Consider the following 13,766-nt stretch of genomic DNA (forward strand, 5'->3'; position numbering starts at 1 on the left):
GATGGAAAAGCTAAGTGCTATTATTATCACCAAAAATGAGATTCATAATATAGAATCTGTGATTCAATCTATGCAATTTGCAGATGAAATTATTGTGGTAGATAGTTTTAGTACAGATGGAACTTTTGAGAAAGCAAAAAGCTTAAACGTCACCGTAATCCAACGAGAGTTTAAATATCATGCAGAACAAAAAAACTGGATTATACCGCAAGCTAAACACGATTGGGTTTTAATTGTTGATGCCGATGAACGTGTCACTCCAAAGTTAGAAGAAGAAATTATTGAAACTTTAAATTCCAACCCGAAACATATAGCCTATTGGATTGGCAGAAACAACCACTTCATGGGGAAACGCGTACATTATAGTGGTTGGCGAAATGATAAGGTGATCCGCTTATTTAAACGTGATCTGTGCAGATACGAAGACAAACTAGTTCATGAGGAAATCATCGCGCAAGGTTCTGTCGGTTTTCTTAAAGAAAAATTCTATCATAATACCTACACTACCATTGATGCCTATTTAGAAAAAATGAATCGTTATGCAACGCAACAAGCGGCAGAATACGATAAAAAAACAGGTAAATTAACGCCATACCATTTTGTGCTAAAACCTTTTTGGGGTTTTTTCAAACACTATATTGTTCAAAGTGGTTTTAGAGACGGAGTTGTAGGTCTAACCATTGGATACATCCAAGGATACACCGTATTTATGCGCTATGTTAAACTATGGTTATTAAGAAGAGGCATTAAATAATTACTTCTTTTTCCTCCAAAACATAATCTTATTCTTGATACGTCTTTTTCTATGAAAACGCTCTTGAAATGCTTCCGTTTCACCCCACATAAGCTTGAACACTTTTTCATAATTATAACCACTTAATTTGGCATATTCATCACTCATCACTTCTACCATAGACTTATGAGTGGTTAAACGTGCAAAGTTTTTAATGCGAGTTTCAAATTCTAAATCTCCAAACTCCATGCGGTTTAAATCTACCAAATAAAATTTATAATCTCCGCCATTTAATTGAATCAAGGTGTTTCCTGGAGAATGATCTAAAAAGTTTACCCCTGCTTCATGCAGTTCGAAAGTAAACCTTGTAAACGCTCGAAGTATTGCTCCATAATTCGGAATATCAAAATCGAAAGTCAGTTCTCTATACGTTAAATCGTAAGCTAAATGGGCACTGATATAATAACTTTTCTTAAATAACAAAGGCGTTTTATACTCGTAAAAAGCAATGGGTTGTGGGGTACCAATACCTAATTCTAAAAGACGGTTTGCGTATTCATAAGAACGTTGGGCTTTACTTTTTCTAAAAAAACGATACGCTATTTGGTTAACAATATTAGGAATTTTAAAGGATTTCACATTAATGGTCATCCCTTCTAAATCGTATAACTTCAGGGAGTTTCTATCTTGATTCCCGAAGTTTTCGCCTTTGGTATCGTAATTCGTGATTATATCATCTAAAAACGATGTGTTCGCTGTAAAGTCTTTATGTATGGTATTATTTCTCTTCATTCAAATATTTGTTTACGCCATTTTCACACCATGTTAATTTCTCTTTAATTGTGTGTTCTTCAATCTCATTATTCTGTGCTAATTGTTCTTTAGATTTTTCAACATGAAAAATATGATACAGAATTCCGCGATATCGCAATCTTCTTGAGCTCAAGCCTTTATTATAAAAACGCCAAGCTAGTTCAGAATCTTCTCTACCCCAACCTTCAAAACGTTCGTCATAACCATTTATAGCGAAGAAATCTGATTTAAAGTAAGACGTATTACAACCTCTATATTTTCTAGAAACCTCATGCTTTTTTTTATATAACGCACTTAAAAATGGAATATATAAAGCTCGAGTTCTTTTTTTAATTCCTTTTGAAAAGGCATTAAATTCTACCTGCTGCTTTGTAAACAAACTACTTAAATGCGACTCTTGAATATTTACACGAGAGCCATATAAAAAGGTATTCGGAGAAATAAATTCTAAATGATCTTTCACGAAGTGTTTATGAATAATGCAATCTCCGTCTATCTGAATAATATACTCCCCTGAAGCCTTTGCAACAGCTTTATTAAGAATCACCGACTTAGTAAAACCAGTATCTTCGTGCCATACATGCTTTAATGGTACGGGAAAATTTTGCTGAAAAGCTTCTATGAGTTTTTTAGTTTCTCCTGTAGAACCATCATCGGCAATTATAACTTCATCTGGCAAAACAGATTGATTTAACACACTTTTTAAAACAAGTTCTAATGCCTCAGGCCAATTGTATGTGGATATGATTAAAGCTGATTTCAAATTGATTGTTTAAATAATTATTTATAAAATCACATCGTTATATGCATCTAACATTTTAACAGCGGTTTTATTAACGTCATAGTTTTCCAACAGTAATTTATAAGATCTTTCTTTAAAATTATTTTGAATTTCTTTGGACTCTAACACTTCAACTATTCGTTTCCCTAAAAGCTTATAATTTTTAACATCTACTAAAAATCCGTTATATCCATCCTTTATTACCTCTGGAATCCCCCCTGCCTTAGTACTTACAACGGGCGTTTTCTTGTAAAAAGCTTCATAAATAGTTAGTGGCAACCCTTCTCTTTCACTGCTCATCGCATAGACATCAAAGCTCGGTAAAATAGTAGTTGCATCTTTAACAAAACCTGCTAATGTAACATAATCTTGGATCCCTAATTTTTCAATTAACAATTTAATACTATCTGTATGTTTCGTATAGTCTCCTATTTGAAATAAATGAAAATCATGAAAATTCATTTCTTTAATGATATAATTTATAGCCAGAATTAATGTATTTAAATCCTTAGCTGGAACATGATTAGCTATATTACCAACAATATATTTAGCCTTATTCTTAACTAAATTTAATTCTTGAGTGTTTTCAGCCCTTTGAATCCGATTTATATTAATACCTTCATATAGAACTATTAACTTATAATAGTTTTTCGCTTTTGTAACCTTTTCTTTCATGGAACGCATAACTGCCTGAGAAACACAAAAAATGGCATCGATATTTTTATAATTGTATTTGTATTTACTCAACCAACTCATGCTTCTTCCCATGCCTTTTTTAGAAAATACTGCAGGTTTTTTTAGCTTATATAATAAATCTGAAAGCACATAAACTGTAACCGAATCGCTTGTATGCAAGTGTATAATATCCGGATTCTCTTTTTCTATAATCGATTTTAACAACTTATAATTAGAGAACTTATTCAGTTTTTTTTCTTTCGTATAAACAAAAGGAATGGCACTTTCTTCACATTTTTTATGGATAAGAGAATTTTGTACTCCAAAAACTAAATTATTCACATTACCTTTTTCAAGAGCAGGAATAATATCTAGCAATTGCTGTTCATTACCACCCCAACTAGTAGCTCCAGAAATATGTAATACTTTCATTTAATTTTTTTAGTTAAATAATAAACTTTTCTTATTTCATTTTTTAGAATACATCATATTAAAAATGCATCTATTAAAGTTTTACGGGTTTTTAAAAATAAGGTTTTAATGTTATTTTATCCACTTAAAATACTTCAAAAACTTAAACCATTGTCCAAAATTCTTTTTAAACAAAAACCAATTACTCGGTGAAAAATTATTCCTATGAAGCTTTTCAGCAATTTCATTTAAGTCCTTAGAATTTATAAAATTTAAACGCTTCCATTTGTGAGGCTCTAGATAGAACAAATCAGTTAAATCTTTATAATTCTGAGAATTGGCAGACCTCCACTTTTCCATAAAATCCGGATTCACCTCATTGCTATGCCCCCAATTTTCAAACTTAAAAGCAAGCTCGCTTTCATCTCTAGATAATGTTTCATGTAGCATCAGGTGATTGGTATAGATAATTCGCTCCTTTGTGTTTCTACCAACCTTATAATTTGGAAAATTAGTTGCTGTCATACACTTAGTTGGCTCATCGATATATAAAAAGCCATTATCTACAAACTTGTAGATATTCACCAAAAAAGTAGCAATTTGTATTGGCTGTGATGCTGGGTTAACAAGATAACTATCATACTTTCTTAGGGTTCTAACAAATGCCTTAAAGTCTACAGGATACTCATCTGCATCTAATTGAATGATCCAGTTACCAACTCCCATTTTATCTGCCAAAAACTTTCTTTCTAACACCTCACAATCCATTGCACTTAGCTCAGGATGATAAAATGTATCTTCAACAAATGAGACTTTCTGATCTTTATCTATCTCTTTAACCCAATCAAAAAAGGAATCTTTAACCTCAAATAAGCTTCCACTCCAGGTTAATCTGTCTTTGTCTATTGCTAAAAATATAGCATCTGCATCCGCATAAACTTTCGGAATAGCGTTTTTGAGCAACTCATAATCATAAGACATTAAAAAACCGACGTGAATCTTTTTCATGGATTATTTTTTACAAATATAGTTTATGCCTTATAAATAACTACTTTTGTCACTTAAATTGTCTTAAAAATGCCTGAATTAACTGTTATTATGCCAGTTTATAATGGAGAAAGTTTTTTGCCGGAAGCTATTGATAGCGTTCTAAATCAGACTTTTTCTAATTTTAAACTTTTAATTTTAGATGATAATTCTAAAGATAAAACCTCTAAAATTCTAGAAGATTACAAACAAAAAGATTCTAGAGTTGAAGTTGTTACAAAAGCGAAAAATGTTGGTCCTGCAAATTTAAGGAACGAAGGTATAGCGCTTGCCGAAACGGAATATATTGCTCTACTTGACGCAGATGATATTGCGCTTACCACAAGATTTGAAAAACAAATTGCATTTTTAAAAGACAATAGTGAATATGGGGTTTGTGGCACTTGGTTTACTTTTTTTGGAGACAAAAAAAACAAAAAAGTAAGACACGAGGTAGACCACGATAGTATTAAAATTCAGATGCTGAATAACTGCTGTATAGGAAATCCAACAGTAATGTTTAAAAAATCACATCTAGAAGGATTGCACTTTGAAAACGAATATGTTCCAGCTGAAGATTATGGACTTTGGAGTCAGTTAACTTTTAAAACTAAGTTTTATAATATTCCAGAATCCTTAGTACTCTACAGGTGGCACCCAAATAATATTAGCCAAAAGAAAGTTGAAAATTTACGTAAAGCTGAAGTTGTCATTAAGAAAAAACAATTAAACCATATCGGAATCCCTATGAATGACGAGAATATGGAGTTTTACTTGAATGCCGTTAGCATTAAAAAAGGACTTTCTAAAAAGGAAATCAAAAACACCATTGAAGCTTCCAAAAAACTAATTCAGCTAAACGCTGAAAAAAACATCTACAAGCAAGATTTATTTATTTCGCATATTGATAAGACAATCATAAGAAGCATTAGAAATTGCAAAGAAAACACCCAGGCTTACTATAAATATATTAAGAGTGAATCTGGTTATTATTCTAAAATCTCAACATTAGACGCTATAGTACTCTATTTTAAATGTCTATTTTAAGAATTTATACTTAAAGAGCTTTTTATAGTATTTAAACTTTGTTTTAAAATCTGCCGATTTCAAATAAGTAGCTATAAAATCTACCTGAACTTCACTAAGTTTTTCACCTGTATATTTTAGTTTTAAAACTTCTGTTGCAGATGCATCCTCTAACGACTTGAGCACCTTGTTCACATTCTTAGACTTGGACTCTGGCGCCACATCTGTAACCTCCTTAAGGTTTATATAAGATGAGTAATTTTTAAAGAAATTAGATTGTAAGGAATATACGCCGCCCTCATGCACTCGATAAACTGCCGATTCAAAGTCCATAAAAACTCCTTTTCCGTTCTGTAAAACTAGAACATAAAGAGAATTGTCTTTAGAGTGTTTTAGGGATTTTAATAATTCTAAATTTAAAGCCTCTTTTTTAAATACCGTTGTTAAAGTTAAGGTGCAATATGGCGAAAAAAGGTTATCGTAATCAATAGTAGTATTCGCTTCTTGATGATTAAAATTATTAGAAGTATAACTTTTTCCGTTAAAAATTTGATAGTTCGTCCATGATATTACATAATCAGGATTAGCCTCTAAAAAATCCACTTGCTTTTGAAGCTTTAAGGGATCAGTCCAATAATCATCTCCTTCACATAAAGCAATGTACTTACCTTGTGCTTTTGGAAATAAATAATTAGGCCAAATTTTAATGTTTTGGGAATATTGATTTTCAGTTTGAAGAATAGGAACTATCCTACTATCTTTTTTTGCATACTCTTGTATTATTTCAACAGTTCTATCTGTTGAAGCATCATCATGAATAACAATTTCGAAGGAAAAATTAGTTTGTTGAGCAAGAAAGCCTTCTAAAGTCTTTTCTAAAAACTTTTCATGATTAAAAGTAGTGCAACAAATACTTAGTAAGGGCTTCATTTAATTAACCTCTTTTATTTTCCTTGCCGGATTACCAACAAGCACACATTTTTCTGGATAAGACTTGGTGACATTCGATTTTGCCCCAATTATACAATCGTCGCCAATACTTAATTTTAAAGGAATTACTAGGGCATTCATTCCTAGCAAAACCCGTTTTCCTAAACTACAATATGAACCAACCATAGCCATAGAAGACATATAACAAGCATCTTCTAAAGTTGCATGATGCGCTACCAAACTATTAAAGTCTATTACACAATCGTTTCCTAGTTTGCAGTTGGTGCTAATTTTTGCGTTTAAATGAACAAAGCAACCTTGACCTAAAACTGCGGAAGGACTAATAAAAGCTCTTGGATGAATTAAATTAGGGGTAATTCCTCCAAAACACCTAAGTTTTGAAGCAATTTCGTTTCGCAGTTTGTTGTTTCCCATAGTTACCGCAAAGTTTTTTCCTTTAATTTCTGTGGTGTATAAGTCTTCTGTACAACCAATAATAGGAAATCCCATTACCGACTCTCCTACTCGATCAGTATTATAATGATATAAGCCTTTTATATTAAAACCGCAATCCAAAGCAAGTTCTATTATAACTTCTGTATAATTACCAACTCCTATTAAATACAAGTCTTTTTGCATCAGCTTAATTTTTCTTTAATAATGATACTTATGGTTTCTATTTGTTCTTTGGTTAAATCATAAAACAAAGGTAAACATAGTATTCTTTTAGAAATAGATTCTGCAATTGGCATTTCCTGGCCCTGCAAGTAGTTAACCATATTTAAGGCAGGGTAAAAATACCTTCTAGGAAAAATATTAGCATGATTCAAACCTTCTATAACCCGTAATAATTGCGCTTCATTTTCAAACAAAACAGGAATATAGGAATAATTATACTTGGTGTTTTCTAATATTTTTTGAAAACCTAAAGAGGTATTCTTTAAAAGCTCTTTATAATGTGCATAGGCAGCTTTTCTTTTCTCTATGATTTGATCAATATATGGCAAAATAGTTAAACCCATGGCACCTTGAAGCTCACTCATTTTAGCATTTATTCCTAAACCGTGAAAAGCTTCTGGCCCGTTATGTCCAAAGTTATGAAGGTGATACATGTGTTCATGAAGCGTTTCATTATTAGCAAAAAGCGCTCCTCCTTCACCTGTATGAAATATTTTGGTTGCATGAAAACTACAGGTACTTATGTCACCGTAGCTAAATATAGATTTTCCCTTATGCTCCACACCAAAAGCATGAGCAGCATCATAAATAGTTTTTAGTCCGTGTTTATTTGCAATACCCTCAATAGCTTCTACGTCACAGGGATTACCAAAAACATGGGTTGCAATAATGGCTTTGGTATCTTCTGTAATTGCAGCTTCTATCTTAGTAGCGTCTATATTATAAGTTTCACGATCTATATCAACAAAAACAGGCTTACAGTTTTCCCAAACAATACTAGAGGCTGTTGCAATATAACTAAACGGGGTAGTGATTATTTCACCTCTCAACCCTAAACCTTTAATAGCTAATTGCAATGGTAAAGTCCCGTTGGTAGTAGCTATTATATGATCAATATGATACTTTTCTTTAATTTGGTTTTCTAGTTTCTTAACTAAATCTCCTCGATTAGTTATCCAAGATGTATCCCATGCTTTTTTTAATATCGCATTATATTCTTTTTGATCTGGCAAAAAGGTCTTCGTTACATGAATCATGGAGGGTTCCGATTAATTATCTTAATTGTCAAAGATAAAGGCTTTACTATTACTACACAATTATTATTTTTGTACTATGAATGCACAGCAAGAAATAAAAAAAGCCGTTGAAACGCTTAAGCAAGGCGGAGTAATACTTTACCCTACAGATACAGTTTGGGGAATAGGTTGTGATGCAACAAACCCAGATGCAGTTGCCAAAATTTACAAGCTAAAAAAACGCATAGAATCGAAGGCTTTAATTTGCTTGGTTGCCGATGATAGAATGCTGAAAAGATATGTAAAGAAAATACCTGAAGCTGCGCATAGCATCTTTGATATAACGGAAGAACCAATTACCATTATTTATGATGATGCTCAAAATTTGGCCGAAAATCTAATTGCAGAAGACAAAACCATTGCTATAAGAATTCCGGATGACGAATTCTGTTTTCAACTATGTAGAAAACTAAATGGCGCAGTTGTTTCTACCTCAGCAAATATAAGTGGTGCTCCTACCCCTACTTCCTTTAAAGAAATAAGCCAAGACATTTTAAAAGGTGTAGACTATGTTGTAAATTTGCACCACGATAAAAAAATGGCTAAACCATCTTCTATTATTAAGTTAAGCAGCAATGGTGTAGTTAAAGTTATTCGAAAGTAAAAACACAAAATTCAAGCACTAAATTCCCAACTCATAAATTGGAAACTTAGCATTTGAGTTTTGGAATTTGGTATATGAACTACAAGGAAGCATTACAGAATAAAATTTTTAAAATCATTTCGAAATCTGCTAAAGAATTAGGATTAGAAACCTATGTGATTGGCGGGTTTGTTCGTGATTTCATCTTACAACGAGGAACTGCTAAAGACATTGATATTGTTGCTGTAGGTAGCGGAATACAACTAGCAAAACAAGTTGCAAAAAACCTACCTAAAAAGCCAAAAGTTCAAGTTTTTAAAACCTACGGAACTGCAATGCTTCGTTATGAGGATATAGAAATTGAATTTGTTGGAGCTAGAAAAGAATCTTATAACGAAGATAGCAGAAATCCTATCGTAGAAGATGGCACATTAGAAGACGACCAAAACCGAAGAGATTTCACGATAAACGCACTTGCTTTAGATTTAAGTGAAGAAAATTTCGGAAATCTTCTAGACCCATTTAACGGAATGCAAGATTTAGAAAACAAAATCATCCGTACGCCATTAAATCCAGATATAACTTATAGCGATGATCCGCTACGAATGATGCGAGCAATTCGATTTGCTACTCAATTAAACTTTATCATTGAAAAAGATTCATTAGAAGCTATTTCAAGAAATAAAGACCGAATTAAAATTATAACAAAAGAACGTATTGTTGTAGAGCTAAATAAAATCTTGGAGGCAGAAAAACCTTCCATAGGATTTTTATTATTAGAAAAAACAGGCTTACTTCAATACATCCTTCCTGAATTAACCGCTTTAAAAGGTGTTGACGAAGTAGAAGGACAAAAACATAAAGACAATTTTTATCACACCCTAGAAGTTGTAGATAATATTGCAAAAACTACAGACAACCTTTGGTTACGATGGGCTGCGCTATTACATGATATTGGGAAAGCACCTACCAAAAGATTCCATAAAAAAATTGGCTGGACCTTTCATGCGCATGAATTAGAAGGTTCTAAAATGGTTTTTCACTTATTTAAAAGACTTAAAATGCCATTAAACGACAAAATGAAATTTGTTCAAAAAATGGTGTTTATGAGTTCTAGACCAATTGCATTAGCACAAGATGTTACAGACTCTGCCGTTCGCAGATTGGTTTTTGATGCTGGTGACTATGTTGGAGATTTAATGACGCTTTGTGAAGCAGATATCACTACAAAAAACCCTATTAAATTCAAGAAATATCACAACAACTTTAAAATGGTTCGTGAGAAAATTGAAGAAGTAGAAGCTAGAGATCAGATTCGTAATTTCCAACCACCAGTTTCTGGTGAAGAAATTATGGAAGCTTTCAATATAAAACCTTCAAGAGAAATTGGAATTATTAAAGAGTTTATAAAAGAAGCTATTTTAGAAGGGGATATTCCAAATGAACAGGAAGCTGCTTATGAATTAATGCTAAAAAAAGGAAAAGACTTAGGCTTAACTCCAAACATTAAGAAATGAAAGTAAAATTTAGAAAAACAGTGAAAATTGCATTGGTACTAGTTTATCTAGTCATCATTGCTGGTGCTGTAGTACGTATGACAGGTTCCGGAATGGGCTGTCCAGATTGGCCAAAGTGTTTTGGATATTACATCCCACCAACTGAGCTTTCAGAATTACAATTCAAACCCAACCACGATTACAAAAAAGGCGTGGTAATTATTGTAGACGAAACACTTCAAGTCGCAAAAGAAAATTTTACTTCGGGAGAATCATTAGATTTATCTCATTGGAATAAATATACAGCACACGATTACGCAACCTTTAATCCTGTGCACACTTGGGTGGAATACATCAACCGACTTTCGGGAGCGCTTTCTGGAATTCCTATATTAATATTTACCATAATGTCTATATGGCTATGGAAAGATAGAAAACGCTATTTATTACTATCTATTTTCACTGTAGTTGCAATGGGCTTTCAGGCTTGGTTAGGAAAAACAGTTGTCGATTCTAATTTAGCGCCTTTCAAAATCACTATTCATATGGTCATGGCATTGGTGATTGTTGCCGTTATTTTATATCTCATTTTTATTTCGAAAGAGAAATTCAAATTAGTAAAGTTTAATCCCTTATTTAAAAATGTCCTTATTTTTGCAACGCTGTTAACTTTAGTTCAAATTGTTTTAGGAACACAAGTTCGCCAACATGTTGATGAACAAGTAAAATCTATTGGATATATAAAATCCATGTGGTTAGATAATCCTACATTAGATTTTTACATACACAGAACACTTTCTATTCTTGTATTAGCTGTTAATGTTTGGCTTTACTATAAAAACAAAAAACAACATTTAGGCTACACTAAATTAGACTGGGTACTGGTTTGTATAGCACTAGAAATTATAACTGGTATGGCTATGTACTACCTAGATTTTCCTTTTTCAACACAAACTTTACACCTTGTAATAGCAACAGTCTTAATTGGAATTCAATTTTATATTGTATTAGAAAGTAGTCGTAGAAGTGAGGATAAAACTGCATTAGCTTAAACATAAATTATATCTTTGCATATTCTTAAAACAAAACAATGATTTACAGATTTAGAGTAATACTAGATAATGATACAGAAGAGGATGTTTTTCGTGATTTAGAAATCCGAGAAACAGACACCTTAGAAGACTTACACAATATCATCACACAATCTTTTGGTTTTGATGGTTTAGAAATGGCTTCCTTCTATATAAGTAATGACACTTGGGAACAAGGTGAGGAAATTAGCATGTTTGATGTTAGTGAAGGCGGAAACCCTGTTCGTTTAATGAATGAAACAGCAATTAATGATGTTGCTCATGAAATGCAAACGAAGCTAATTTATGTATACGACTTCCTTAGCATGTGGACATTCTACGTAGAACTTGCTGAAATTGTAGAAGAAGCAGAAGGAACAGACTATCCAAATCTAATGTTTGTTCACGGACAAATTCCAGACGAAGCTCCAGTTAAGAATTTTGAAAGTGATGATTTAGATGAATTTGACGAGTTTGATGACGGTTACGATATTGATGACTACGATAATTTAGACTTTGAAGAAAACTGGAACTAAAGCTAGTTTCAACTTATTTTAAAAACATAATTTAAGCATTCTAATTAAATCAATTAGAATGCTTTTTTATTTCCTGTAACAATTTTTAACTTACTTCGTCTTACATACAACTAATTAATCATACATACTTTTGGAATCTATTCTAGCAATTAACAACCTCACCAAAAAATTTGGCAGACTCACAGCTGTAAACAACCTATCCTTTGACATTAATAAAGGAAACGTTTATGGTATTCTTGGACCAAACGGAAGCGGAAAATCTACCACACTAGGCATTGTACTAAATGTAGTTAATAAATCAAGCGGTGATTTTAAATGGTTTGGCGGCAATGTTTCTACACACGAAGCATTAAAAAAGGTTGGTGCAATTATAGAACGACCAAACTTTTACCCTTATATGACTGCAGCACAAAATTTAAAATTAGTCTGTAAAATAAAAGGTGTTCCCTATAGTAAGATAAATGAAAAACTAGAAGTAGTTGGTCTGCAAGATAGAAAAGACCATAAGTTTAGCTCCTATTCATTAGGAATGAAACAGCGTTTAGCAATCGCTTCTGCACTACTAAATGACCCTGAAATATTAATCCTTGATGAACCAACCAACGGATTAGACCCACAAGGAATTCATCAAATAAGACAAATAATAAAAGATATAGCCGCAAATGGAACAACCATACTTCTAGCGTCTCACCTACTAGACGAAGTGGAAAAGGTTTGTACACATGTGGTGGTTTTACGAAAAGGTGAAAAACTATATTCTGGTCGTGTAGATGAAATGATTTCTAGCCACGGTTTCTTTGAGTTAAAAGCCGAAAAGCAAGAAGAATTAATCGATTTATTAAGAAATAACACAGAATTTAAGAATATAAAAGTCGAAAACGATTTAATTACTGCTTTTTTAAATGCGCCTATGGATGCTACAACCTTCAACAAACTTATGTTTGAAAAGGGCATTGTTTTATCGCATTTAGTAAAACGAAAAGAAAGTTTAGAAGAGCAATTCCTGCAACTTACAGATAACAAATAATTTCATCATCTTATTCTGAAACAATTTCAGCAAAAAACCAATTTCATGCTACGACTTTTACAACTTGAATTACAAAAACTACTACTAAACAGAGTAAGTAAGATACTTATTTTCGTCTCTTTTATTTTACCCTTTACGGTATTAATTCTTTCTTCTATTAAAATTAACTTTTTCGGGTTTTTTACTTTAGAATTAGGAGAGTTAGGCATTTTCAATTTTCCTATTATTTGGCATATAACCACCTTTTTCGCCTCACAGTTTAAGTTCTTTTTTGCTATTGTAGTAGTAAGTATGATTGGTAATGAGTACAGCAACAAAACCATTAAACAAAACCTGATAGATGGTTTGAGCAAAAAGGAATTCATTCTTTCTAAATTCTATACCATTGTATTCTTCTCCTTAGTTGCAACCTTATTAATTGCTTTGGCTTCCTTTGTTATAGGGATGTATTATTCTAGTTATAATGAAGCGCAAATTATCTTTAGAGAAACAAATTTTCTATTAGCGTATTTTGTAAAACTTGTTGGATTCTTCACCTTGTGCTTATTCTTCGGAATGCTAGTAAAACGATCGGCTTTTGCATTGGCTTTCCTTTTCATTTTATACATTTTAGAATGGATTGCTTTAGGTTTAATGACTTGGAAATCTGACTTTGAATTGGCTGAGAAAATTCAGAATTTCTTTCCTTTAAAATCCATGTACAAATTAATAGACCAACCTTTTCAGCGTGTAATGATGACTAAGTTCCCTGATAAAGCAGAGCTTGCGTACGACTATGCAGTACATTGGTATGAGATTGCCATCGTGCTTGGTTGGACAACTTTATTCTTGTTTTTATCCTACAGAATTTTAAAAAATCGTGATTTATAAGGCTAATTGTCTTTCAATTATTTAGCTGCTTTTTT

15 protein-coding genes are annotated in these 13,766 nt (G+C 32.3%); 8 read left to right on the top strand and 7 right to left on the bottom strand.

Annotation, left to right across the window (positions count from 1 at the left end; translation table 11 throughout):
- Window position 1: 1 nt before the first annotated feature.
- Window positions 2-754: a glycosyltransferase family 2 protein gene (locus tag DU428_RS10755; protein WP_072350740.1), complete on the top strand. Its 753-nt coding sequence runs from the start codon at window positions 2-4 to the stop codon at window positions 752-754.
- On the opposite strand, the gene DU428_RS10760 is transcribed toward DU428_RS10755, so the two are convergent.
- The 4 genes from DU428_RS10760 to DU428_RS10775 all read right to left on the bottom strand — a co-directional run bounded on the left by DU428_RS10760 (window position 755) and on the right by DU428_RS10775 (window position 4,421).
- Entirely contained in the window at window positions 755-1,525 is a 771-nt protein-coding gene (locus tag DU428_RS10760; protein ID WP_072350739.1) for a lipopolysaccharide kinase InaA family protein, read from the bottom strand.
- Window positions 1,512-2,309, bottom strand: a complete 798-nt coding sequence (locus DU428_RS10765; RefSeq protein WP_113966342.1) for a glycosyltransferase family 2 protein — start codon at window positions 2,307-2,309, stop codon at window positions 1,512-1,514. The genes DU428_RS10760 and DU428_RS10765 overlap by 14 nt, the downstream gene beginning before the upstream one ends.
- Before the next feature lie 21 nt (window positions 2,310-2,330).
- The gene (locus DU428_RS10770) at window positions 2,331-3,434 is read right to left on the bottom strand and encodes a glycosyltransferase family 4 protein (protein ID WP_072350737.1); all 1,104 of its coding nucleotides are present in this window, start codon (window positions 3,432-3,434) and stop codon (window positions 2,331-2,333) included.
- Window positions 3,435-3,545: 111 nt separating this feature from the next.
- The gene (locus tag DU428_RS10775) at window positions 3,546-4,421 is read right to left on the bottom strand and encodes a hypothetical protein (RefSeq protein ID WP_072350736.1); all 876 of its coding nucleotides are present in this window, start codon (window positions 4,419-4,421) and stop codon (window positions 3,546-3,548) included.
- Between the two features lie 69 nt (window positions 4,422-4,490).
- Here DU428_RS10775 and DU428_RS10780 point away from each other — a divergent pair, with 69 nt between their 5' ends.
- On the top strand, window positions 4,491-5,486 hold the full coding sequence (locus tag DU428_RS10780; RefSeq protein WP_113966343.1) for a glycosyltransferase family 2 protein: 996 nt from the start codon (window positions 4,491-4,493) through the stop codon (window positions 5,484-5,486).
- On the opposite strand, the gene DU428_RS10785 is transcribed toward DU428_RS10780, so the two are convergent.
- Genes DU428_RS10785 through DU428_RS10795 form a run of 3 tightly spaced genes read right to left on the bottom strand, consistent with a single transcriptional unit; the run spans window position 5,478 to window position 8,110 of the window.
- Complete coding sequence (locus DU428_RS10785; protein WP_072350734.1) at window positions 5,478-6,395, bottom strand: glycosyltransferase family 2 protein; 918 nt, start codon at window positions 6,393-6,395, stop codon at window positions 5,478-5,480. The genes DU428_RS10780 and DU428_RS10785 overlap by 9 nt on opposite strands.
- Window positions 6,396-7,034 (bottom strand): NeuD/PglB/VioB family sugar acetyltransferase, encoded by a 639-nt coding sequence (locus DU428_RS10790; protein WP_113966344.1) that lies wholly within the window; start codon window positions 7,032-7,034, stop codon window positions 6,396-6,398.
- Complete coding sequence (locus DU428_RS10795) at window positions 7,034-8,110, bottom strand: DegT/DnrJ/EryC1/StrS family aminotransferase (RefSeq protein WP_113966345.1); 1,077 nt, start codon at window positions 8,108-8,110, stop codon at window positions 7,034-7,036. The genes DU428_RS10790 and DU428_RS10795 overlap by 1 nt, the downstream gene beginning before the upstream one ends.
- Before the next feature lie 76 nt (window positions 8,111-8,186).
- Here DU428_RS10795 and DU428_RS10800 point away from each other — a divergent pair, with 76 nt between their 5' ends.
- The 6 genes from DU428_RS10800 to DU428_RS10825 all read left to right on the top strand — a co-directional run bounded on the left by DU428_RS10800 (window position 8,187) and on the right by DU428_RS10825 (window position 13,731).
- Window positions 8,187-8,753: an L-threonylcarbamoyladenylate synthase gene (locus DU428_RS10800; RefSeq protein WP_072350731.1), complete on the top strand. Its 567-nt coding sequence runs from the start codon at window positions 8,187-8,189 to the stop codon at window positions 8,751-8,753.
- Between the two features lie 74 nt (window positions 8,754-8,827).
- The gene (locus DU428_RS10805; RefSeq protein ID WP_113966346.1) at window positions 8,828-10,249 is read left to right on the top strand and encodes a CCA tRNA nucleotidyltransferase; all 1,422 of its coding nucleotides are present in this window, start codon (window positions 8,828-8,830) and stop codon (window positions 10,247-10,249) included.
- On the top strand, window positions 10,246-11,280 hold the full coding sequence (locus tag DU428_RS10810; RefSeq protein WP_072350729.1) for a COX15/CtaA family protein: 1,035 nt from the start codon (window positions 10,246-10,248) through the stop codon (window positions 11,278-11,280). The genes DU428_RS10805 and DU428_RS10810 overlap by 4 nt, the downstream gene beginning before the upstream one ends.
- A gap of 38 nt (window positions 11,281-11,318) precedes the next feature.
- Window positions 11,319-11,834, top strand: a complete 516-nt coding sequence (locus tag DU428_RS10815) for an IS1096 element passenger TnpR family protein (RefSeq protein WP_072350728.1) — start codon at window positions 11,319-11,321, stop codon at window positions 11,832-11,834.
- 130 nt (window positions 11,835-11,964) lie between these two features.
- A complete protein-coding gene (locus tag DU428_RS10820) occupies window positions 11,965-12,861 on the top strand; it encodes an ABC transporter ATP-binding protein (protein WP_072350727.1) in 897 nt (298 codons plus the stop codon).
- A gap of 45 nt (window positions 12,862-12,906) precedes the next feature.
- On the top strand, window positions 12,907-13,731 hold the full coding sequence (locus tag DU428_RS10825; RefSeq protein ID WP_072350726.1) for an ABC transporter permease: 825 nt from the start codon (window positions 12,907-12,909) through the stop codon (window positions 13,729-13,731).
- Window positions 13,732-13,766: the final 35 nt, after the last annotated feature.

It is taken from the genome of Oceanihabitans sediminis, assembly GCF_003337215.1.
In the GTDB taxonomy this organism is placed as follows: Bacteria; Bacteroidota; Bacteroidia; order Flavobacteriales; family Flavobacteriaceae; genus Oceanihabitans; species Oceanihabitans sediminis.